Raw genomic sequence first — 23134 nt, 5'->3', positions numbered from 1 at the left:
TATTATTAACATTCGTTTGTATGTGGTTATTAAAACGTAAAGTAAGCCCAGTAGTGATAATCTTCGGATTATTTGCTTTAGGTGTAATTGCTCACGTAGCTGGTGTAATGTAATAAAGTTTAGGAAGTTGAGTCAAAATGGTCTCAACTTCCTTTTTAAAATTAACTATGGAAAATCTATAGGAGGTGAGAGGAAATGGTAATGTCTATGAATAGTAAGGTGGTATACACAACTAAAGCTAATTGCCTTACTGGTTCAATTGGAAATAAGCATGGAGATGTTATGGTAGGAGATAAGGCTTTTGAATTTTATAATCATAGAAATCTAGAAGATTATATTCAGATACCATGGACAGAAATAGATAGAGTTAGAGCTCAAATGTTTTTTAGAGATAAATATATTAGAGGATTTTTTATTGATACAAAAAGAGCAGGGAGTTTTAATTTTATTGTAAAAAATTCTGGAAAATGCTTAAAAGAAATGAGAGAATTCATTGGAAATGACAAGATAGTAAGGAATAAGCCAGTGTTATCATTAAAAAATTTATTTAGAAAAAAAGATTAATACTTTGATATTAGTCTTTTTTAATTTTAAAAATATTTTCATGAAAACGCATTGCAAACATCATATTTTTCTTGCATTTTCATGATTTTTATATTAAACTATAGTTGAAAATAAAAATCAGTATTATAACAGTAAGTTATTGTATCAATTAAAATTTTTAAAGAAGAGGTAAGAAGATGGAATTATCAGCAAATTCTCCAACGCGAAAGCAAGGAATTATTATGTTTGCTATCCTAATTACTGCATATGTAGTATTTGCTACTAACTGGGTGGCGGGATCGAACTTGTCAAAACAAATAACAGATCACTATTTTAATGGAGAAAAGGTTTCTCCAATAATATCGGAAGTTGTAAACTATACTATAACTATAGCAAGAATCATAGCTAATTTACTTGCTGCTTTTATATTAATTAAATTACATCCAAGGAAAGCTGCGATTTTATCACTATTTTGTTTATGTTTTTCATTTTTCGCAATATTTACTCATAATTATTGGTTATATACATTTTCTAGAATGATTATGGCATTTGGGGGATCAATGATAATTGTGTTTATAAACTCATTTGTGGCTAAATTTATACCGAATGATAAGAAAATAATGACTAGTGCAATTATCACCGCTGCATATAATGTTGGAGCTGCATTAGTAGCTATCTTATTCTTATTATTTAAAGAACATTTTGTGGATGACTGGCGTTATACTATGATAGGATTTAGTATTTTCAGTATAATTCTATTTATCTGTTGGTTAATTTTTTCTCATGATTTTGAACCAACAATTACTTGGAAACATCCTAACTATTTTGTTTATAAGTTGTTGATTGAATCAAAAGAAACATTGCATGAAGAAGAAGTTAAGAAATATACTTATGCCGATGGATTTAAAGATAAATTTATTTATGTATTTTCACTTGGATTTGGTGGTTTCTTATTTTTATATGTTATGCCGTTAGTGTCGCTTCCTAGAGTTGTAGCAGAACATGCCCATAATACAAGTTTTAAACCAGAGTTTATGATATTAACTGTAACTCTTGGAGGAATAATTGGAACTTTATTTAGTTTAATAATCACTAGAAAATTAAATTTTAGAAGGAAACCTTTTTTAATCGCTCATGGAGTATTAATGATTGGATTCATGGCATTAGGATTAGCTTTTGTTTCTACTAATGTTGTGTTATCTTATGTTATGTTTAGTTTATCAGGATTTTTCATGTATTCACAATATCCAGTATATTTAAATCTTCCATATGAATTACCAAATATGAATTCTCAAAGATTAACGATAATGTTTGGAATTTTCTGGGCTTTTGGATATGCAATTTACACATTATTTAATTTTACGTGGAGTCTAGTCTTGAATCATATGGGATATAATTCTTCAATAATATTCTATTTATTAGGAAGTGTAATGTATATTATTTTTGTATTCACATTCCCTGAAACAAGACCAAAAAAATAATTAAAAATCTTTAGAGGTAGCATATATTTCTAAAGATTTTTTTGTTATGATAATCTCCTATGTAAAATAATTTGAGTGGGTATATTAATTTGATTTTAAGTAAACTTTATACAATACTAGAAATGCAAAATAGTAGGTTGTGTATTAAAAATATGATATATTATCCTTAAAAGTAAAAGAAAAAGGAGAGAAAATATGAGTAAAATAAAAAAAACAGCATTAATTGGAGTTGTAGGAGCATCGGCACTAACAGCAGGATATTATACTTTTGTAAAGCCTAGTACGCAAAGTTTAACGACAAACTCTACACCTCAAAATACAAAACAAGAAGCACAAAAAGAAAGTAAAAAAACAAAAAGTACAAGTACTAATACTACGTCTTCTTTAGGAAAAGAGAATGTCACATATAAAGATGGTACGTACACAGGGGGAGTAACAAAAACAAACGTAGGGAATTTCCAAGTTAGTGTAGACATTCAAGGTGGAAAAATAGCCAATGTAAATGTCTTGCTTCAACCAAATGAGGAATTTTCACAAAGTATTAATAAAACAGCACTTCCAAAGTATGTTGAGGAAGCAATAGTTGCTCAAAGTAGTGATATTGCATTAGTATCTGGAGCATCTGAAACATTCGAAGGATTTAAAGGTTCTTTACAAGATGCATTAAATAAGGCAAAATAAAATGTTTAAGTTTAAGACCTATGTATTGAAAAGAATGAACATGCCGTTCACAATAGCCTTTGTTAGGGATAGTTTTGATGAAATTTTAATAGACGCGTTGAATCAAATTGTTTATGAGATTGATAAATATTTACAAAACGTGGAAGAGAAATTTTCACCGTTCTTATCAGAAAGTTTGGTCAGTAGGCATACTGACTTAGGTGAAGAATTACAAGATGATTTTTTTGATATAGAATATCAAGAAGTCTATAGCAGGTCTATAATCGCTAAAAAAGAAACTCAAGGTTTATTTGATCCATTTTTTAATGGAAAATATAATCCAACAGGATTTGTGAAGGGTTGGGCAATAGAAAATGCCTTTATGAAATATATAAAGCCGCTTATTGATAATAACATAATAGAAGCAGGAGCTATTAATGGTGCCGGAGATATACAAGTTGGTACTAGACTTGATAGTAATTTTTCTTGGGAAATCGGGATAGAGAATCCTGAAGACAAGGAGAAAATAATTGCTAAGTATAGTATAAAAAATGGAGCTGTGGCAACTTCGGGGCTTAGTAAAAAAGGCCAACATATTAAAAGTGATAATGATATTAATCATGTTCAAGTCACGGTAGTTGGAACATATCTATCAGATGTTGATGTACTGGCTACTGCAGGAGTAGTTGCTAACGAGAAAATTTGGAGTGAAATAGTAGAAAATAAATTGTTAACAGGGATTTTGTTAACAAAAGAGGGTATAAAAAGAGTTTTTGAGGAGGGAAAAATAACGGATGTTAAGAGATCATAGATTTATATTTAATATGATTTGGTTAATAGTATTGTTAACAATACCGTTACCATTAATAGTAACATTAGGAAATGGTTTGCCGGAGGTCTTTGGAAGTAGAGTACTAGCAATTAATTTAGGGGTATTTGCTTATTCATGGATGCTATCAGCAATATTCTTATCAACCCAACCAAAATGGTTAGATAGAATAATAGGATTACCGGATATGTATATAATCCATGGAGTAACTGCAATTTTTGCTGTAATCTTTATGTACTTACATGATCAATTGTTGAAATCATCGGGGCTTATCTCTTTAACAGGTGAATGGGCAATGTATATTTTTATGGCGGTAATCATATATTCACTTGTTTTTATGGCAGGTTGGTTAACTTCAAGAATAAGCATCTTAATGAAAATTAAACAAATGTTAGAAAAAATCTTTAAACATGAGTTATCTATGTGGATACATAGACTTAATCTAGTAGCTGCATTATTAGCTTTCTCACATGTTCTTTTGATTCCATATATAAGAAGTATAGTTTCATTCATTATTTTAGTTATTTTATATACTGTAATTGCATTCGGAGCTTATGGACACTATGCATATAATAAGTATTTAAATGTGCAAATTGGGCTTTTAAAAAATGTTAGTAAGGTAGATGAAAATATTATGGAATTAACAATTACTACTAGTAAATCAGTTTTAAGAAAAATAGAAGCGGGTGATTTTGCATTTATTTCATTCCCTAATGTAAAGGGAATGAAGGAGCCACATCCATTTTCTATATTGAATATACCAGAGCGAGATGGCTATGTTCAGATGTCAATTAAAGGTGTAGGTGATTTTACAAAAAATCTTTCTAATTTAGAGATTGGAGAAAAAGTTAATCTAACTAGAGGATATGGTGTGTTGAGTTCAATGATTGAAAAGTCAGGTAAGAATGAAAAGTTTGTTCTTATTGGTGGAGGAATTGGAGTTGTTCCTTTACTTGGATTAGCAGATAAATTTGATGATAGAGATATTACATTTTTATATACTGTAAAAAAAGATATGAAATTATTATATCAAGAAAAATTCGAGTTATGGAATGAGAGAAGTAATTTTAAATCATATTCTCAAAATGGAAGATTTACAACAGAGCAATTAGACAAATATTTACCGATTGGTGAAGAGTATAATTATATAATTGCAGGACCAATGGTGATGAATATAGCATATGAGAAAATGCTGAAAGAAAAGGGGATAAAGAAAAATAGAATATTCTATGAAGGATTTAACTTTTAGATGATTTAAAGGATTGTAATACGAAAAGATGTATTACAATCTTTTTTTAGAGGATGAAGATAGTTTTTAATATTTAGATTATTGTATTAGATAAATTATAATGATATGATATAAAAAAGAAAAATAGTAAGGAGAGGAGGATTACTTTGAAAAAAGTTGCAATTATTTTGATACGAAAAGATTCAAAAGGCTTAGTTGATAAAAATATAAAGTTATTCTGTGGGAGACCATTATGTTTTTATACGATTGATGTAGCAATAGATAGTAAAGAATTTGATGAAATATGGATATCATCTGACTCAGAAGAATATCTTAATTTGTGTAAAGGAGAATATGGTAAAAGCTGTAAATACATTAAACGAGAAAAAGAAGTATCGCTTGATTCTTCTACAACTTACGAAACTCTGGAATTTCTATTTAAAGATGTTAAGGAAAATTTTATTTTTATGAATTTACAGGTGACATCACCACTAAGAAAAGTAGATCATATATTAGAAGCTTTTGAGTTATTTAAAAATTGTAATCATCTAGTATCCTTTTCTAAGTTAAAAATCAGTAAGAGTTTAATAATGAACAAGGAGTTAGGATACTTAAAACCATCTTGCCATGGAGGTAATTACAGAAGACAGGACGAACCAGAGTACATATATCCTAATGGAGCAATATGGATGTCAACTAAAAATAAATATTTAAGGGATAAGACATTTTATACTAATAGAACTAAAGTATATGAAATGGAAAAAATATATAGCTATGATATAGACGACGAATTAGATTTTAAAATCTGTGAAAGTTTGTACATGAAATATATATAATAAAAAAGAATCACGAAATAAAGCATCGCGATTCTTTTTTATTTTAACGCCGTGTATTTTGATTAGTAAGTCTATTAGTATTAGTGGTGTTATTAGTAGCATTTCTACTAGTTGTTTGATTTTGATTAGTTCTATTTGTTGTAGAGTTCGTTAATGAATTAAATACTGATGTTAATGCAGAACGATTTTCACGTTGTTTTTGTGCAAGTGCTGCTTGATAAACAGCATCACGATCACTACCAGCATACATATAGTCTGTTTCTTTATTTCTTTCTTTAGCGTATTCAACTCCATTTTTCGACTCGATTCCTGCTGGTTTTTCAAATGCTGCAGGAACTTTATTATCTGAAGCTTTCTTCATAACATTTGCCATTATAACTTGGGTTGTTTTTGCTTGATCATAAGATAAAGCTTTAGCAGCTGAATCGAGTACATCAGCTCCTTGCCAAACTGCAACAGTATAGTCAGTGGTATAACCTATCATCCAGCTATCTTTTGTAGAATTAACTACATCAATTCCATAGTTGTAATATGCGGTGTCATCGAAGGTACTAGATCCAGATTTTCCTGCCATATCAAAATTAGCAACTTTTCCATTAGGTGCAAGACCATTACTAGTAAGTACTCCTTTTAGTACGTTAGTCATTAAGTATGCAGTTTCCTCAGACATTGCTTTAATAGGTTCTGCTTTTATATTAGGTAATTCTTTACCAGTTGCATTAAAGACTTTAACTATTGTAGAAGGTTTATTAAAGTATCCTTTATTACCAAATGAGGCAAAGGCACCAGCCATTTGTAGAGTAGATACGCCATCGACGTTTCCTCCAATTGCAGTAGTTGGTTCATCTTTTGTTACTGGAATATCAAGTTTTTCAGCAAAGTGTTTAGCTCTTTCATAACCAACTGTTTCAAAGGCACGCACAGCAGGAGTATTATAAGACCAAGATAATGCTCTACTCATAGAAACTGTTCCATGGTAAAGTCTATCCCAGTTTTGGATAAAGAAATTAGTTCCTGCAATTTGATAAGGTGTATCTGAGAATGTTGTTTGCGAATCCCATCCATAGTATTCGATACCTGGAGCATAGTCAATTAAAGGTTTAATAGATGAACCAGGTTGAACACGGGCATCAACAGCAAAGTTATAGCCACCTGCTTTATAATTTTTCCCACCACCGATTGCTTCAATAAGTCCTGTTTTAGTATCTAGAACAGAAATAGCAGCTTGAGAGGCGTGAGGCTTCATAGGAGAACTTTGATTATCTAACATATCTTGAACATATATTTGAAGTTCTGGATTTAAGTTAGTGTATATTTTTAATCCCATAGAAAGAGGATCTTTAATATTTTCAAAGTTTTGATTTTCTTTCAATTCTTTCGTAATTTGATCTATGTAAGCAGCGAACTTAGGATTGTAAGTATGTTGGTTTGCACGTTCTTCTTTTGTTTTTTTAACTATCCCATCCGTAATTGGTGTGTTAATAGCATCATTATACTCTGCTTCTGTAATTTTATCATTATTAAGAAGTGCGTATAATACTGTATCTCGACGCTCTTTTGCTTGTTTTGGATAATCATAAGGATTATACAAGATTGGTTGTTGAGGTATTCCAGTTAAAAGCGCAACCTGAGATAGGGTCAATTGATCTAATTCTTTATTATAAAAATATTTAGCCGCAGTTTTAACTCCGTATTGTCCATCAGAATAGTAAATTTTATTCATGTACATCTCTAATATATCATCTTTAGAGTATCTATTTTCTAATTTAAGAGACAGATAAGCTTCTTGAATTTTTCTTTGTAGTGATTTATCAGATGTCAGTAATGAATTTTTTACCACTTGTTGTGTAATTGTACTTGCACCTTGTTGTGCAGAATTAGAACGAATATTCACAAGTACGGCTTTTATAAGACGAATAGGATCGATACCTATATGAGATTGGAACCTTGAATCTTCTGTAGTAAGAACAGCATCTGTAATATTTTTTGGAATATCATTTATAGATACATATTCCCTTTTTTCAGCTCCAACCGTAGCTATTAAGTTAAGATTCTTATCATAAATTTCTGATGATAATGGATCTTGTAAATTAGCTTGAGTAATATCTGGTACATCTTTTAATTCACGAGCGAATAGCATTAAAACAACAAAGAATAATACTAAGCAGATTGTGAAAAAGATGGAACTAATGTATTTGAATAAAGATTTCATCTGTTGCTAAAACTCACTTTCATTATTTTTTATAATAGTTAAATAGTCTAATCTTATTTTATAGTTAAATGATAATTCAAATGCAGTTTCCTCGAATTCACTGAGTTTTATTGATTTTCTTCCTCCATTTTGAGCACGTTCGTAAAAGAATGTAAAATGTTTAAAAGGTAGCAAAAATGTTTTATCGATTTTTTTAAACCTAACGATAATAAAAGTTATGCCACCATGATTTAAAATTTTTTGCATATGCTTTATTTGATGTTCATGAATATTATTCAAAGAAAATGAAGTAGCTGAATTGGTTTCTTTGGCTTCAAAATCAATATATCTCCCATTCCAAAGTCCGTTATAATCGGTAGTAGACGGAGTTTTGTAGAATGCTTTAGTAATCATAGCACTCGCTCTATTAGGATAATTCACTTCTACTATTTGAATAGGAATAGGTTTTTTATGAATAACTGCAATGTCATTATTTAAGTAATACTTATTCGCAAAGTTAATATCTTCTTCGAGTTCCATACCACGATTTGAATATTTTGTTTTTTGAATAAAATTACTTTTTTTATTAGGATAATTAAACATATATCCCTCCATAAATAATTATCTTATTTATTATACTATATTCTGAGTAAAATTTGAAATACAAATAGTCGAAAATTGATTTAATTTTAGAAATGTTAATTTTATAAAAAAATATTTTTTTTGAAAAAAACATTATAATTTATGGTATAATGATATAGAAAATTTTAAATATGAGAGGTGGTATTGTTGTGAGACAATCAAAAACATTTATTCCGACAACAAGAGAAGTACCGTCCTCTGCAGAAGCAATTAGTCATAAGTTGCTTATTAAAGCGGGGATGGTGAAGCAGGTATCTGCAGGAGTTTATACTTACCTTCCTTTGGCTACTCGTGTAATTCAAAAAATTGAAAAAGTAATTAGAGAAGAACATAGTAAAATTGGAGCTGCAGAACTTTTAATGCCTATTTTACAATCAGATGAATATTGGAAAAAATCTGGTCGTTGGAACAAGATGGGAGACGAGCTTATTCGTGTAACTGACAGAAAAAATGCAGGATATGCCCTAAGTCCAACAGCAGAAGAAATAATCAGTCAAACAGTTAATAATATGGTTACATCATATAAACAATTACCTATGAACTTATATCAAATCCAAACTAAATTCCGTGATGAAATTCGTCCACGTTTAGGATTATTACGTTGTAAAGAGTTCATAATGAAAGATGCATACTCATTCCATGATTCACCAGAATCATTAAGAGAAACATATAAAGATTATTATCAAGCATATAGTAATATCTTTGATAGATTTGAACTTAAGTATCGTGCAGTACAAGCTGATTCTGGTAATATTGGTGGAAGCTATACTCATGAATTCCAAGCATTAGCTGAAGTAGGGGAAGATACAATTGTGTATACTGAAGAGAGTGATTACTCAGCAAATATCGAAACTGCAGCAGTAGTTGAACAAAACTACACTATGCCTACAGGTTTTGAGAAAAAAGAACGTAGTTTATTAGAAACTCCAAATCAACAATCAATTGATGATATTGCAGCATTTTGTGGTGTAGAAGTTAATCGTGCCATGAAAGCATTAGCTTTAAAAGCTGATGGGGAGTTTTACTTAGTTCTTATGCGCGGTAATGATCAACTTAACGATATTAAGTTCATGAAAGCTACAGGAACTTCTGAAGTTGAGATGGCAACAGAACAAGAAATCGAAGAAGTCATGGGAAGTGTAGCAGGTTACATGGGACCATTTGGTATTAAAAATTGTAAAGTAATTGGTGATAATGCTATTAAATATATGTATAACCACAGCTGTGGAGCTAACAAAAAAGGATTCCACTACATCAACGTAAACCCAGACGATTATGAAATCGATGCTCACTATGACCTTCGTATGATTGAAGAAGGTGATTTAGCAGAAGACTTATCAGGACCAGTTAAATTTGCTAAAGGTATCGAGGTTGGACAAGTATTCGAACTTGGTAAAGGATATTCAGAAGCTATGGATGTTACATACTTAGATGCTAATGGTCGTGCAAACCACTTCTACATGGGATGTTATGGTATTGGAGTAACTCGTTGTATTTCAGCGATTATCGAACAACATAATGATGAAAAAGGTATCATTTGGCCAAAAGAAGTAGCACCATACCAAGTCCACCTAGTATGTGTTGATGTTAAGAAAGAAGATCAAGTTAAACTTAGCGATGAGTTATATGCTCAATTAACAGCAGCAGGATATGAAGTTCTTTACGATGATAGAGCAGAACGCGCTGGTGTTAAATTTAACGATGCTGACCTTATTGGTATCCCATTACAAGTAGTTGTTGGGAAGAAAGCCGGTGAAGGAATCGTAGAAGTTAAAGAAAGACAAACTTTAGAAAAAGTTGATACGCAAGTAGCCGATGTACTAGCTAAAGTAGAAGCATTTTATAAATAATAAATATAATATGAATTAAAGAATGCCAATTAAAAATAAATAGTTGTTAAGAAAATAACCATTTGTTTTTAGTTGGTATTTTTAGTATAATTTAATTAAGAGTTATGATACTTTTTAAATTTAAAGTAGTATAAAAATGATTGGTAAAAATGAATTCGGGAGTGACTTGAAAATCGTGATTTCGAAGAAACAAGATTTTGTCGAGTCACCCCCGCAAAGTTTATTAGATATCTAAAAAGCTTTTATAAAGCGAATTTAGATATCAATAAACCACTGCGTCTATGAGGTATCATATGAACTTTGTTAAATTTTAGGACTTTTGGGTCAGCCCCGAATGGATTTTTTATGTTTAGTAGTAAAAGTTGTTGAGGGAGTTAATCTTTAGTTTTTTATAAGTAGAATCTAGATATAGCTTATTTAAAAATAGTTAAATCCCTGAAAGTTATAGGAGAAGTAGGAGGAATCATGAGTAATAAACATTTTTCTTTATTAGTTAAAACATTAGAATTAGAAGAACAGTTATCCAATTCAAAATTTGAAAATTATTCTTTAGATAATATAGAAAAAGATAATAAGAATAAGGTTTGGACGTTTAATTTTAGTGGAGAAAGTTTGCCTTCAGTAGAAGAATTAACATTACTTATTCAGAAATTACGAGAGAATTTCTTAGGTGATTATATTGTTAATTATCGTTTGAAGGTAAGTGCTGAAATCACGGATGAGCAAATAAAAGAATTTTGGAAATATATAATATTAGAAAACTTCTCAGAGATTTCTCAAGTTTTAATGGAGAGTATTTTATTTAGTGAGGTTGAAGTTAACAATAGTGTTTTAACTATGAAAATAATGGCTCCATCTATTTGGAATAACTTTATTAATGAACGAAAACAACAAATAATAAGTAGTTATGGAAATTTAGGTATTGCAATTAAAGACATTATTCCTGACTTTTCTAAAACTGATGTTGAAGCGGTATTAGAGAGTCAAGAAGAAAAAATTTCCCAGGAAATCGTTAAGTTAGAGGAAATAGAGAAAAAAGAAGCAGAACGAAAACCAAAAGAACCTGAAAGGAAATTTGTTGCCTTTGGAGGCGGCGGTGGAACTCGATATGGGCAAGAAATTCGCGATGAGGACATCGTAGAAATCAAAGATGTTGTTGGTTATGCTGGAGATGTAACTATAATGGCTCAGGTTTTTGGTACTGAAGAGATTATTCATAGAAATGGTTCAAGTCAATATCGTTTAAAACTCACAGATTATAGTGATTCTATAATACTAAGATTATTTGGTAATAATCCTAATTTAAAATTTCAAAATAAACGTAAGAATGAATTAATTGACTTAGTAAAAGGAATAAAGAAAGGTCAATGGCTTAAGATTCATGGAGCTGTAAGTAATGATCCGTACTTAAGAGATACAATCATCGAGCCTAAGTCTATTGAGGTTGCTCATAAAGAAGAGAAGAAGGACAATTATAATGGACGTAAACGAATAGAGTTGAATACTCATACGAAGATGAGTCAGCTTGAGGGTATTTCTTCTGCAAAAGAATATATAGCTAGGGCTATGGATTGGGGACACGAAGCTATTGCTTTCACTGATACTTATGGAGTTCAAGCATATCCAGAAATTTGTTTGAGTTCAAAAGGTAAGGATATTAAACCAATCTATGGGTTAAATGGCTTTATCATGGATGACAGTATTACTGCTACGACAAATCCGAAAGAACTTAAATTAAAAGATGCTACATATGTTGTATTTGACGTTGAAACTACTGGTCTTTCAGCAGAACGTGATAGATTAATCGAGATTGCTGCGGTTAAGGTGAAAAATGGAGCTGAAATAGACAGCTTTGAAAGTTATATTAATCCGCAAAGACCAATTTCAGAACTTATTACAAGATTAACTAGTATTACTAATGATGATGTTAAGGATGCCCCGTTAGAAAAAGAAGTAATGACTAACTTTTATAATTGGATAGATGAAGATGATATATTAGTAGCCCACAATGCGAAGTTTGATCTTGGATTTCTAGATACTTGTTTTGAACGACTAGGTTTAAAAAATAAAAATAACGCTAGTATAGATACATTATTTGTCTCTCGTGCTGAAAATAAAGAAGCGAAAAGACACGGTCTTAGCAATTTAGCTAAACTATACAAAGTTCGTTTAGTTCAACACCACAGAGCGATTTACGATACTAAAGCTACGGCAGAAATCTTTGTAAAAATGTTGGATCAATTATATGAGTTAGGAATTGAATATCATAACGAAATTGATGAAAAAATTGACTTAGAACTTGCACATAAACGCTCAAGAACATTCCCTTGTTCGATTTTAGTTAAGAATGCTAAAGGGCTTAAAGATTTATTCAGATTAGTTTCATATAGTTGTACTAAGTATTTGAACTCTGCTAAACCTACGATTCCACGTAGTTTATTAGAACAATATCGTGAAGATTTATTAATTGGTAGTGGTAATGGTGATAATGAAGTATTTGAAGAATTGCTAAATTCAAAAGAAGCTAAGGTTGAGGATATAATTGATTTTTACGATTATATTGAGATTCAACCCAAACATCATTATGCTAATTTTATAAGAAATGAAAGAATAGCGGATAATGCTGAATTGGAAAAAATTCTGAAAAAATTAATTCAATTAGCTAAGAAAAAAGAAAAAATTGTTGTAGCAACAGGAGATTGTTATTATTTAGATGAATATCAACATGTTTATCGTCAAATATTGAGATTAACAGTGAAAAGCAACCCTGGTGCGCGTGATTTAAAACCGATGGCTACATTCCTTACAACCGAAGAAATGTTGAAAGAATTCTCTTATCTTGATGAACAATTAAGAGAAGAATTAGTTATTGATAATACGCATAAAATTAATGATATGATTGAATTAGTTGTGCCGTTAAAAGATAAGCTGTATACACCGAATATTGAAGGGGCAGCTGATGAGGTACGTAATTTAAGTTATGATATGGCTCATAAGATTTATGGTGAAGAGCTACCGGAAATAGTGGAAAAAAGATTAGAGAAGGAACTTGCATCTATTATCGGTAATGGATTTAGTGTGGTTTATTTAATTTCACATAAACTTGTAAAAAAATCACTAGATGATGGATACCTAGTAGGTTCAAGGGGATCAGTTGGTTCATCACTTGTAGCTACGATGATGGAAATCACAGAGGTTAATCCACTAGCCCCACATTATGTTTGTCCGAAATGTAAACATAGTGAATTCTTCTTGAATGCTGAATACGCATCAGGGTTTGACCTTCCGAATAAAAACTGTCCACATTGCGATGTGAAAATGACAAAAGATGGGCAAGATATTCCTTTCGAAACATTCTTAGGGTTTAACGGAGATAAAGTACCTGATATAGATTTAAACTTTTCGGGTGAATATCAAGCAACAGCTCACAATTTCACGAAAGAAATTTTTGGTGAAGATTACGTATATCGTGCTGGAACTATTTCGACGGTGGCTGAGAAGACAGCTTATTCATTTACTAGAGATTATTATGAGAAAAATGAAATAGAGAAAAGAAGTATAGATATTGAACGTATTGCAGCGGGATGTGAAGGTTCTAAGAGAACTACTGGTCAACACCCAGGAGGAATACTAGTAGTCCCTAATGATATGGATATTTTTGACTTTACTCCATATCAATTTCCAGCTGATGATGAAACGAGTCCATGGCGAACAACTCACTTCGATTTCCACTCTATTCATGATAATATTTTGAAATTCGATATACTTGGACACGATGATCCGACTATGATTAGAAAGTTACAAGATTTATCTGGCATTGATCCTAAAACTATAGATGTATCAGATCCTGAAGTAATGGGTATTTTCTCAACAGTTGAGGCACTAGGTGTTACAAGAGATCAAGTAGATTCAGCTAGTGGGACATTTGGTATTCCTGAATTTGGAACGAACTTTGTTATTCAAATGTTAGATGATACCAAACCAACTACATACTCAGAATTAGTTCAGATATCTGGATTGTCTCACGGGACGGACGTTTGGTTAGGTAATGCACAAGAATTAATCAAAAATGGTACTTGTGAACTTAAAGACGTAATTGGATGTCGTGATGACATTATGGTATATTTAATTCATGCTGGATTAGAAGAAGGCTTATCTTTCAAAATAATGGAAAGTGTAAGGAAAGGTAAAGGATTAACGGAAGACTTTGAAAAAGCTATGGTTGATAATAATGTACCAGAATGGTATATTGATTCATGTAAAAAAATCAAATATATGTTCCCTAAAGCTCACGCATGTGCATATGTACTTATGGCGCTTCGAATTGCTTGGTTTAAAGTGCATCAACCATTAACATACTACTGTGCCTATTATTCTGTCAGAGCTAGTGACTTTGACATTATTACAGTTGTTAAGGGAGCAGAAACGTTAAAAGCGAAAATAAAAGAAATAAAAACTACAGATAAAAATGAATTATCTAATAAAGATAAAGATGCTCTTGTAAGTTATGAAATTGCTAATGAGATGATGGAAAGAGGATTTACATTCTCGAAAGTTGATTTAGAAAAATCAGCAAGTCATGACTACATAATTGAAGGGAAAACGTTAATCCCACCGTTCTCGATTGTTCCTGGGCTTGGGGATAACGTGGCGAATAAAATTGTTCAAGCGAGAGAAGAAAAGGCCTTTTTATCAATTGAAGATTTTTCAAAACGAGGAAGTGTTTCATCTACGGTAGTAGAATACTTGAGAGAAATGGGGACATTAAAAGGTCTTCCTGAAAAAGCACAACTGTCATTCTTTGATGAATTGTAACTGATAGGGGTATTCATTGAAAATTGAGTTACAATATAAATTATTCTGCATGATTACTATATATTTTTAAAAGAAATTTATTTTAATTTTTTCAGAATAAATTTAGCATCTAGTGACAAAAATACGAATAATTAATAAATAAAATAATAATATTTAAAATTTAATTAGAATTAAATTTACAGTGTAACGATGGAAAAGGCATACTTTCTTAATAAAATAAATATTAAAAATATTTATTCGAACTTTATTTATTTTTTAATTTGTGGTAGTATTATATGTGATATAAAATGTAAATATAGAGATGGAGGAAACAACTTGGAAAAGATAATCGTTAAAGGTGGAACGCCTTTAATAGGAGAAGTACAAGTTTCTGGTGCGAAGAATGCAGCTTTACCAATTTTAGCTGCGGGTCTATTAGCAACAGAGGGTACAAGTAAATTTTATAACGTTCCTAAGTTATCAGATATTAAAACAATATCATTATTATTTGAAAGTCTAGGGGTAACGGTAGATTATAAACCAGAAGAAAATACTTTAGAAATGGATGCAAGAAAACCATTATTAACAGAGGCTTCGTTTGAGTTTGTTAGTAAAATGCGTGCTTCATTTTTAGTATTAGGACCAATGTTAGCACGTGAAGGAAGTGCAAAAGTAGCGATGCCTGGAGGATGTTCAATAGGAAGTAGACCTATCGATCAACACTTAAAAGGTTTTGAAGCCTTAGGAGCTACGATTATTCAAGATGCTGGTTTTGTAGAAGCAAGGGCAGAAAAAGAATTAGAAGGAACAACAATTTTCTTTGATTTCCCTAGTGTAGGTGGAACTCAAAATGTAATTATGGCAAGCTGTTTAGCAAAAGGAAAAACTACTATTGTTAATGCGGCTCAAGAACCAGAAATTGAAGATATGATTAACTTCTTAATTAAGATGGGAGCTAAGATAGAAGGAAAAGGTACTTCTGTTTTAGTTATTGAAGGTGTAGATAAACTAGTTGGTACTGAGTATACAGTGATGCCTGACCGAGTAGAGGCTGCTACATATATGATCGCAGCAGCAGCAACTAAAGGGGACGTACTAGTTAAAGGTGCACCTTATAAAGATAATATAGCGCTAGTTAGTAAAATGCGTGAAATGGGAGTTAAAGTTGAGGTAGTTGATGAAACTTCTATGCGTGTAAGTAATAAACTAGAAAGTTTAAGACCTGTAGATGTTAAGACTTTACCTCATCCAGGATTCTTAACAGATATGCAGTCTATTATGTGTGTATTAACATTATTAGCTAATGGTACAAGTACAATTACTGAGACTGTTTTCGAGAATAGATTCATGCATGTTGAAGAATTACGAAGAATGAATGCAAAAATTAGAATAGAAGGTAGGAGTTCACTAATAGAGGGATTACCTCATTTAGAAGGAACTACAGTAAAAGCCACAGATTTACGTTCTGGGGCAGCACTAGTTATTGCAGGATTAATGGCGACTGGAACTACTAAAGTTATCAATGTTTACCATATTGATAGAGGATATGTTGATATAGAAGAAAAAATGAGAAAACTAGGTGCAGATATTCAAAGAATAGATGAGTAGGAATTTATTATGAAATCAAGTGATAAATTGGTAAGGTATTTGCGAAATATAGCCCTAATGATAATTATATTTTATATCGGATTATTATTAGGCTATACAATTTTGGGTAAGGGAAGTTTATTCGATGCTTTAAGTTTAAAGCCGATAACACATATTAAAGATATTATATACAATTAGGAGGAAATGAAGATGGCAAATGATTTATTTGTAGAACTTCAACAAAAATTAGAAGGGAAAAATGTACGTATCGTACTTCCAGAAGCATATGATGAGCGTGTATTAGAAGCGGCTGTTAAATTAGGTGCTACTAGTTATGTTAAACCTGTGTTAGTTGGGAAAAGAGAAAGAGTAGAAGAAATTGCTAAAGGATTATCTTTAGATGCTTCTAACCTAGAAGTTATTGATCACGAAAACTACGAAAAATTAGAAGAATTAGTTGCTAAGTTTGTAGAGCGTCGTGCAGGAAAAGTAACTGAAGAAAAAGCTCGTGAATTATTAAAAGATGTTAACTACTTCGGAACTATGTTAGTATATACTGGAGAAGTTGAAGGATTAGTATCTGGAGCAATTCACTCTACTGGAGATACTGTTCGTCCAGCATTACAAATTATTAAAACTAAACCAGGTACAAAACGTACAAGTGGTGCATTCATCATGAGTAAAGAAGACAAACGTTATGTATTTGCTGACTGCGCGATTAATCCAACATTAGATGCAGAAGGGCTTGCTGAAATCGCAATTGAAAGTGCAAGAACAGCTAAAAGCTTTAACGTTGATCCAAAAGTAGCAATGTTAAGTTTCTCTACTTTAGGTTCAGCCGTTACAGAAGATACTACAAAAGTAGCAGAAGCTACTAAATTAGTTAAAGAAAATGCACCTGAATTAGCGGTAGAAGGTGAATTACAATTCGATGCTGCGGTTGTACCTTCAGTTGCTAAATTAAAAGCTCCTAATTCAAAAGTACAAGGGGATGCTAATGTATTTGTATTCCCAAGCTTAGAAGCAGGAAATATTGGGTATAAAATTGCACAACGTCTAGGTGGATTTGAAGCTGTAGGACCAATCTTACAAGGTTTAAATGCTCCTGTAAACGACCTATCTCGTGGATGTAATGCAGAAGATGTATACAAACTTTCATTAATTACAGCTGTTCAAGCTTTAGAAAAATAGTATTATAATTATAAAGAGATTAACTTCGGTTAATCTCTTTTTTAGTATTTTTAATTAAATTTAAAGAGTATTTATAAAAAATCATGATAGTATTTCAAGTAAACTGTAATTAATTGATAAATTATATAATTTTTATGGTTACTAAAATATAATTGTATAATGTGTATATATAATAGTGTTGTTTATATTTTAATATTTTATGTGTATTAGTCTTTATAATTGCATTTATACCAACTTTTATGGTATCATAATATGATGTATAAATATGGAGGTAAACATGGTTGCGATAGAATCAAAAGATGATTTATATGTTATAGATTTGTTAGAAGATTTTGATGAATTTTATTTAGAATTGGAAAAATATGCTGAAGAGAATAGAGTACCGATTATAGATAAGATTGGGATAAGATTTTTAATTCAAATGCTTAAAGTAAAGAAAGCTAAGAATTTATTAGAAATAGGAACGGCAATTGGATATACATCTATTAAATTAGCTGAAAAAATAGGATGTAATGTCACAACTATTGAGCGTGATGATAAGATGTATAACCAAGCAAAAAACAACATAGAAAAGAGAAATCTTACTGATAAAATAACATTACTTCATGCAGATGCTTTAGAACTTCAAGATGAAGTAGTGACAAACGCCCCATACGATGTAGTATTCATCGATGGTGCTAAGAGTCAAAGTAGAAAGTTTTTTGAATTATATGAACCATATTTTGCTGAAGATGTCGTAGTTATTACGGATAATGTGCTATTCAAAGGAATGGTTGCCGATCCAAGTATTATTAAACACAGTAGAGATTTAAAACAACTTTCTAGAAAAATTAATAATTACAATGAATGGTTATTAAAACATGAAAATTATGAGAGTGTAATATTACCAATTGGAGATGGAATAACTATAACAACAAGAAAATAAAATTATAGAACTGTGAAGTTAGTATATTTTATTAAGAGAGGATAAAAAATGACAGTAGAGTTAGTTGTAACACCGAAAAGTATTGATCATATTTATGAACTGATAAATGTAGGAGCTGATAGTTTCGTTATTGGTGAAGAAAAATATGGATTACGTCTTGCTGGTGAGTTTAAGAGAGACGAATTAAAAAAAGCTATTGAGATTATTCATCAAGCAGGGAAAAAAGCATATGTTAGTGTAAATGCAATATTCCATAATGAGCATATTGATGACCTAGTTGATTATTTACATTATTTATCAGCATTAAATGTAGATGCTCTAATATATGGAGAACCAACAATTATAACAATTTTAAGAGAAGAAAATCTTGATTTTAAACTTCAATGGGATCCACATACGTTAGCTACGAACTCTTTCTCATGTAATTATTGGGGGAAACGTGGAGCATATAGAACGTGTCTATCAAAAGAATTAACTATTGATGAAATTCTTGAAATTACTGGAAAAAGCGAATATGAGATTGAAGTACAAGTTCAGGGAATGCTTTGTATGTTCCAATCTGTAAGGAAATTGGTGGATAACTATTTTATGTATAGTGATAAAGAGAAGTACATTGAAGAATATAGTAATTCTAAGAAACTATTCCTATACAGTCAAGATAGAAATGAACGTTATCCAATTTTTGAGGATTCAAATGGGACACACATCATGAGTGCAAATGATATCTGTGCGATAGAAGAATTAGATCGTCTAATCGAAGCAGGGGTAACTGCATTTAAGATTGAAGGTGTTTTAAAAGATGAAGATTACATCACAGAGGTTGTAACTATTTATCGTGATGCTATTGATCTTTATTATGAAGATAAAGAAGCGTACGAAGATGAAAAACAAGATTTCTATAACGATATAGAAAGAATTAAACCAAAATATAGAGAAGTAGACTTAGGGTTCTTCTATAAGAAAACTATGTACTAGTATATTCTTGAATTTTATAAAAGGACAAGGTTTCCTAAATAAAACCTAATAAAAAAGACAAGGAGGATGGGTCATACTTGAATGTGACCTTAACTTATGGCGATACCAAATATTTCAGAAATTAGAGACGGTAAGAGAGTAATAACGAAAAAACCAGAATTACTGCTTCCAGCAGGGAATTTAGAAAAATTAAAAATAGCTATTCATTACGGAGCAGATGCTGTGTTTTTAGGAGGACAGGAGTTTGGACTTCGTAGTAATGCGGACAACTTCACAATTGAAGAGATTAAAGAAGGTTGTGAATTTGCAGCAAAATACGGAGCGGATATTTATGTTACAGCGAACATTATTGCCCATGATGAGAACTTTGAAGGATTAGATGAATTCTTAATGGCACTTCAAGATGCAGGAGTAAGAGGAATTATCGTAGCGGATCCATATATTATTGAAAGATGTAAAGCTGTAGCACCAAAAGTAGAGGTACACATCAGTACGCAACAATCTATCTCAAACTATAAGGAAGTTAGATATTGGGAAAGTGAAGGAGTACATCGTGTAGTATTAGCTCGTGAAACAGGATATGAAGAAATTAAAGAAATTCGTGAAAAAACAGATGTTGAGATTGAGATGTTTGTTCACGGCGCAATGTGTATAGCATATTCTGGGCGTTGTACATTAAGTAACTACATGACAGCCCGTGATAGTAACCGTGGAGGTTGCTGTCAATCATGCCGTTGGAATTATGACCTTTATGAAGAAGGAACTGATGAAGATACTAAGTTATTCGATGAAGGTGCAAATCCTTATGCAATGAGTCCAAAAGATTTAACTTTAATTGAGGCAGTACCAGAGATTATTGAATTAGGTATTGATTCGTTAAAAGTTGAAGGTCGTATGAAATCTATTCACTATGTAGCAACAGTTGCAAGTGTGTATAGAAAACTAATTGATGATTATTGTGCAGATCCAGATAATTTTGAGATGACACCAGAATATAAATTAGAATTATATAAATGTGCTAACCGTGATACAGCTATGTCATTCTTCTATGAGATTCCTAAGTATTCTGAACAAATGTTTGGAAACGAAGGAGGTAAGAAAACAAACTATGACTTCGTTGGGCAGGTTCTTCACTATGATGAGGAAACTCAAATTGCAACAATTCAACAACGTAATTTCTTTAAAACAGGTCAAGAAGTTGAATTTTTCGGACCAGAGATCGATACATTTAGACAAGTTATCGGAGAAATTTATGATGAAGATGGTGAATTACTAGATGCAGCAAGACATCCACTTCAAATTATTAGAACAAAATTAGACTCTAGAGTATTTAAAAGCAATATGATGCGAAAGGAAATGGGACGCTAATGGCTACAGATAAACCAAAAATTATCGGTATTGTTGGAGGAAGCGGTAGTGGTAAAACGACCGTTACAAAAAGAATTATAGACGAGTTAACTCAAGATAAAGTGGCTTTAATCGAGCAAGACTATTATTATAAAGATCAAAGTCATATGACGATGGATGAGAGAGTTAAGACGAATTACGATCATCCAAGTGCTTTTGATAATGAGCTACTTTATAATCATTTATTAGAGTTAATCGATGGGAAAGCTGTTGAACTTCCTGTTTATGATTATGTAAATCATACTCGAAGTAAAGAACAAAAACATCAAGAACCTAAGGATGTAATTATTATCGAAGGTATGTTTGGTCTTTATTCAGAAAAACTACGTGAATTAATGGATATTAAAATTTTTGTTGATACACCAAGTGATTTACGTATTTTAAGAAGACTACTACGTGATATTAATGAGCGTGGAAGAACTGTAGAATCAGTAATTAATCAGTATTTAGTGTCAGTTAGACCAATGCATGAAAAATATATTAAACCAACTAAGCAATATGCTGATATTATTGTTCCTGATGGCGGATATAATGATATAGCGATTGACATTTTAATAACAAAAATTAAATCGCTACTAGCAAAATAATGAAAAAAACGATATAATATAGAGTAGACTAAAAAAAGGAGTACCACAATGGCTTTAGAAGAAAAATTAGAATATCAAATGACCCAAGAAGGTTATGACAAACTTGTTGAAGAATTAGAACATTATAAAAAAGTAAAACGTCCAGAAGTAATTGAAAAAATTAAAATTGCACGTAGTTTCGGGGACTTATCTGAGAACTCTGAATATGATGCAGCAAAAGATGAGCAAGGTCATATCGAACGTAAAATTTTAGAAATGGAACAAATGATTCGTTATGCTGTTATTATTGAATTAGATGAAAAATCGACTTCAATTCGTCTTGGTAACACGGTAACTTACCAAGAATTACCAGACGGTTTAACGGAAAAATATAAAATTGTAGGTAGTGCAGAAGCTAATCCGTTTGAATATAAGATTTCGAATGAATCTCCTGTAGCACAAGCTTTATTAGGAAAAGAAGTTGGAGATGTAGTGAAAGTTTCATTACCAACAGGTCCAGAAGATTCAATGGATATTAAAATTTTAGCGGTAGAATAATATTATGATAGCGTTAATTGGTGCAATGCCAGAAGAAGTGGCTATAATTAAAGAAAAAATTGAAGATTTGCAAGAAAAAAAAATAGCACATGTAACATTTTATGAAGGTAAATATGAAGGGCGTGATATTGTTCTTATGTTAAGTTTACCAGGTAAAGTGAATGCTGCTATTGCTACAACTCTATTATTAGACCATTATAAACCTGAATATGTGATTAATATAGGTACATGTGGAGCTTTACAAGGTGATATGGAAATTGGTGACATGATTGTTGCAACAGAAGTAAGACATTTTGATGTTGATGCGACAGAGTTTGGCTATGAAATTGGTCAAGTACCACAAATGCCAGCAGCATATAAGAGTGATGAAAAACTACAAGAATTAGCTTCGGAGATAAGTTTACCAGAGCATAATATTCACTTAGGTTTAGTTGGAACATCAGATTCATTTATCTCTAATAAAGAGTTGAAAAAAGGAATATTGAAAAATTTTCCTAATATGCAAGTAGTAGAGATGGAAGCAGCAGCGATTGCTCAAACTTGTTATCAATTTGGAACAAAATTTATAGTTTGCCGTAGCGTAAGTGATAAGGCAGAAGAAGGTACGCGAGTTACTTTTGATGAATTCTTGCAGATAGCTGCAGTAAACTCATCTATATTAACTACAGAGTTAATAAAAAAACTATAAAATTAATTATTAAATCAGCAAAGGAAAGCTAATACTTTTCTTTGCTGTAATATTTATTTATAGAGTTTTACCTAATTAAACAGTTTATAGTTAGAATTTTAAATAATTAATTGTATTGAAAAATGTGCTATAAAATGTTAAGATAAAGTAGATAAATATTATTTAAGGAAAAGAAAAATGAAA

20 protein-coding genes are annotated in these 23134 nt (G+C 31.2%); 18 read left to right on the top strand and 2 right to left on the bottom strand.

Going from position 1 to position 23134, the window contains the following annotated elements:
• The 7 genes from RWN11_RS03400 to RWN11_RS03370 all read left to right on the top strand — a co-directional run.
• Positions 1-113, top strand: a 113-nt coding sequence (locus tag RWN11_RS03400) for a PTS system mannose/fructose/sorbose family transporter subunit IID (RefSeq protein ID WP_314160390.1), incomplete at its 5' end; no start/stop codon positions are given.
• A gap of 82 nt (positions 114-195) precedes the next feature.
• Entirely contained in the window at positions 196-564 is a 369-nt protein-coding gene (locus RWN11_RS03395) for a DUF956 family protein (protein ID WP_314160389.1), read from the top strand.
• Between the two features lie 176 nt (positions 565-740).
• Positions 741-2024 carry an MFS transporter gene (locus RWN11_RS03390; protein WP_314160388.1) on the top strand — a complete coding sequence of 428 codons (1284 nt, stop codon included), beginning with the start codon at positions 741-743 and terminating at the stop codon, positions 2022-2024.
• A 195-nt stretch (positions 2025-2219) separates the two neighbouring features.
• On the top strand, positions 2220-2705 hold the full coding sequence (locus RWN11_RS03385) for an FMN-binding protein (protein ID WP_314160387.1): 486 nt from the start codon (positions 2220-2222) through the stop codon (positions 2703-2705).
• Between the two features lies 1 nt (position 2706).
• The gene (locus RWN11_RS03380) at positions 2707-3495 is read left to right on the top strand and encodes an FAD:protein FMN transferase (protein ID WP_314160386.1); all 789 of its coding nucleotides are present in this window, start codon (positions 2707-2709) and stop codon (positions 3493-3495) included.
• The gene (locus tag RWN11_RS03375; protein WP_314160385.1) at positions 3479-4762 is read left to right on the top strand and encodes an iron reductase; all 1284 of its coding nucleotides are present in this window, start codon (positions 3479-3481) and stop codon (positions 4760-4762) included. Before RWN11_RS03380 ends, RWN11_RS03375 begins: the two co-directional genes overlap by 17 nt.
• A gap of 146 nt (positions 4763-4908) precedes the next feature.
• The gene (locus tag RWN11_RS03370; RefSeq protein ID WP_314160384.1) at positions 4909-5577 is read left to right on the top strand and encodes an acylneuraminate cytidylyltransferase family protein; all 669 of its coding nucleotides are present in this window, start codon (positions 4909-4911) and stop codon (positions 5575-5577) included.
• A 43-nt stretch (positions 5578-5620) separates the two neighbouring features.
• Here the strand turns inward: RWN11_RS03370 and RWN11_RS03365 are convergent, their stop codons facing one another.
• Together RWN11_RS03365 and recU are read right to left on the bottom strand one after the other, a co-directional pair.
• Positions 5621-7789 (bottom strand): transglycosylase domain-containing protein, encoded by a 2169-nt coding sequence (locus tag RWN11_RS03365; protein WP_314160383.1) that lies wholly within the window; start codon positions 7787-7789, stop codon positions 5621-5623.
• A 6-nt stretch (positions 7790-7795) separates the two neighbouring features.
• Entirely contained in the window at positions 7796-8371 is a 576-nt protein-coding gene (recU, locus tag RWN11_RS03360; protein WP_314160382.1) for a Holliday junction resolvase RecU, read from the bottom strand.
• A 188-nt stretch (positions 8372-8559) separates the two neighbouring features.
• On the opposite strand from recU, the gene RWN11_RS03355 reads away from it, so the two are divergent.
• The 11 genes from RWN11_RS03355 to mtnN all read left to right on the top strand — a co-directional run bounded on the left by RWN11_RS03355 (position 8560) and on the right by mtnN (position 22951).
• Positions 8560-10260, top strand: coding sequence for a proline--tRNA ligase (locus tag RWN11_RS03355; protein WP_314160381.1), 1701 nt, complete (start codon positions 8560-8562; stop codon positions 10258-10260).
• 465 nt (positions 10261-10725) lie between these two features.
• Positions 10726-15075, top strand: a complete 4350-nt coding sequence (locus RWN11_RS03350; RefSeq protein ID WP_314160380.1) for a PolC-type DNA polymerase III — start codon at positions 10726-10728, stop codon at positions 15073-15075.
• Between the two features lie 315 nt (positions 15076-15390).
• Positions 15391-16662 (top strand): UDP-N-acetylglucosamine 1-carboxyvinyltransferase, encoded by a 1272-nt coding sequence (gene murA / locus RWN11_RS03345; protein ID WP_314160379.1) that lies wholly within the window; start codon positions 15391-15393, stop codon positions 16660-16662.
• 9 nt (positions 16663-16671) lie between these two features.
• The gene (locus tag RWN11_RS03340) at positions 16672-16839 is read left to right on the top strand and encodes a DNA-directed RNA polymerase subunit beta (RefSeq protein ID WP_314160378.1); all 168 of its coding nucleotides are present in this window, start codon (positions 16672-16674) and stop codon (positions 16837-16839) included.
• A gap of 12 nt (positions 16840-16851) precedes the next feature.
• Positions 16852-17832 (top strand): phosphate acetyltransferase, encoded by a 981-nt coding sequence (gene pta / locus RWN11_RS03335; protein WP_314160377.1) that lies wholly within the window; start codon positions 16852-16854, stop codon positions 17830-17832.
• Between the two features lie 277 nt (positions 17833-18109).
• Positions 18110-18757 carry an O-methyltransferase gene (locus tag RWN11_RS03330; protein ID WP_314160376.1) on the top strand — a complete coding sequence of 216 codons (648 nt, stop codon included), beginning with the start codon at positions 18110-18112 and terminating at the stop codon, positions 18755-18757.
• A gap of 48 nt (positions 18758-18805) precedes the next feature.
• Entirely contained in the window at positions 18806-19732 is a 927-nt protein-coding gene (locus RWN11_RS03325; RefSeq protein WP_314160375.1) for a peptidase U32 family protein, read from the top strand.
• A gap of 96 nt (positions 19733-19828) precedes the next feature.
• Positions 19829-21100, top strand: coding sequence for a U32 family peptidase (locus tag RWN11_RS03320; RefSeq protein WP_003146785.1), 1272 nt, complete (start codon positions 19829-19831; stop codon positions 21098-21100).
• A complete protein-coding gene (udk, locus tag RWN11_RS03315) occupies positions 21100-21726 on the top strand; it encodes a uridine kinase (RefSeq protein ID WP_314160374.1) in 627 nt (208 codons plus the stop codon). The genes RWN11_RS03320 and udk overlap by 1 nt, the downstream gene beginning before the upstream one ends.
• 48 nt (positions 21727-21774) lie before the next feature.
• The gene (gene greA / locus RWN11_RS03310) at positions 21775-22263 is read left to right on the top strand and encodes a transcription elongation factor GreA (RefSeq protein ID WP_314160373.1); all 489 of its coding nucleotides are present in this window, start codon (positions 21775-21777) and stop codon (positions 22261-22263) included.
• Between the two features lie 4 nt (positions 22264-22267).
• Positions 22268-22951 (top strand): 5'-methylthioadenosine/S-adenosylhomocysteine nucleosidase, encoded by a 684-nt coding sequence (mtnN, locus tag RWN11_RS03305; RefSeq protein ID WP_314160372.1) that lies wholly within the window; start codon positions 22268-22270, stop codon positions 22949-22951.
• The last annotated feature ends 183 nt before the right edge of the window (positions 22952-23134 follow it).

This window comes from uncultured Gemella sp., from assembly GCF_963519265.1.
GTDB lineage: Bacteria > Bacillota > Bacilli > Staphylococcales > Gemellaceae > Gemella.
This window is presented reverse-complemented; position numbering and strand designations above follow the sequence as displayed.

What these genes read in the sequence shown, in the direction of transcription:
- RWN11_RS03395 (WP_314160389.1), top strand. Translation starts at nt 196, where the DNA reads ATGGTAATGTCTATGAATAGTAAGGTGGTATACACAACTAAAGCTAAT.
- RWN11_RS03390 (WP_314160388.1), top strand. Translation starts at nt 741, where the DNA reads ATGGAATTATCAGCAAATTCTCCAACGCGAAAGCAAGGAATTATTATG.
- RWN11_RS03385 (WP_314160387.1), top strand. Translation starts at nt 2,220, where the DNA reads ATGAGTAAAATAAAAAAAACAGCATTAATTGGAGTTGTAGGAGCATCG.
- RWN11_RS03380 (WP_314160386.1), top strand. Translation starts at nt 2,707, where the DNA reads ATGTTTAAGTTTAAGACCTATGTATTGAAAAGAATGAACATGCCGTTC.
- RWN11_RS03375 (WP_314160385.1), top strand. Translation starts at nt 3,479, where the DNA reads ATGTTAAGAGATCATAGATTTATATTTAATATGATTTGGTTAATAGTA.
- RWN11_RS03365 (WP_314160383.1), bottom strand. Translation starts at nt 7,789, where the DNA reads ATGAAATCTTTATTCAAATACATTAGTTCCATCTTTTTCACAATCTGC.
- recU (WP_314160382.1), bottom strand. Translation starts at nt 8,371, where the DNA reads ATGTTTAATTATCCTAATAAAAAAAGTAATTTTATTCAAAAAACAAAA.
- RWN11_RS03350 (WP_314160380.1), top strand. Translation starts at nt 10,726, where the DNA reads ATGAGTAATAAACATTTTTCTTTATTAGTTAAAACATTAGAATTAGAA.
- RWN11_RS03340 (WP_314160378.1), top strand. Translation starts at nt 16,672, where the DNA reads ATGAAATCAAGTGATAAATTGGTAAGGTATTTGCGAAATATAGCCCTA.
- pta (WP_314160377.1), top strand. Translation starts at nt 16,852, where the DNA reads ATGGCAAATGATTTATTTGTAGAACTTCAACAAAAATTAGAAGGGAAA.
- RWN11_RS03330 (WP_314160376.1), top strand. Translation starts at nt 18,110, where the DNA reads ATGGTTGCGATAGAATCAAAAGATGATTTATATGTTATAGATTTGTTA.
- RWN11_RS03325 (WP_314160375.1), top strand. Translation starts at nt 18,806, where the DNA reads ATGACAGTAGAGTTAGTTGTAACACCGAAAAGTATTGATCATATTTAT.
- RWN11_RS03320 (WP_003146785.1), top strand. Translation starts at nt 19,829, where the DNA reads ATGGCGATACCAAATATTTCAGAAATTAGAGACGGTAAGAGAGTAATA.
- udk (WP_314160374.1), top strand. Translation starts at nt 21,100, where the DNA reads ATGGCTACAGATAAACCAAAAATTATCGGTATTGTTGGAGGAAGCGGT.
- greA (WP_314160373.1), top strand. Translation starts at nt 21,775, where the DNA reads ATGGCTTTAGAAGAAAAATTAGAATATCAAATGACCCAAGAAGGTTAT.
- mtnN (WP_314160372.1), top strand. Translation starts at nt 22,268, where the DNA reads ATGATAGCGTTAATTGGTGCAATGCCAGAAGAAGTGGCTATAATTAAA.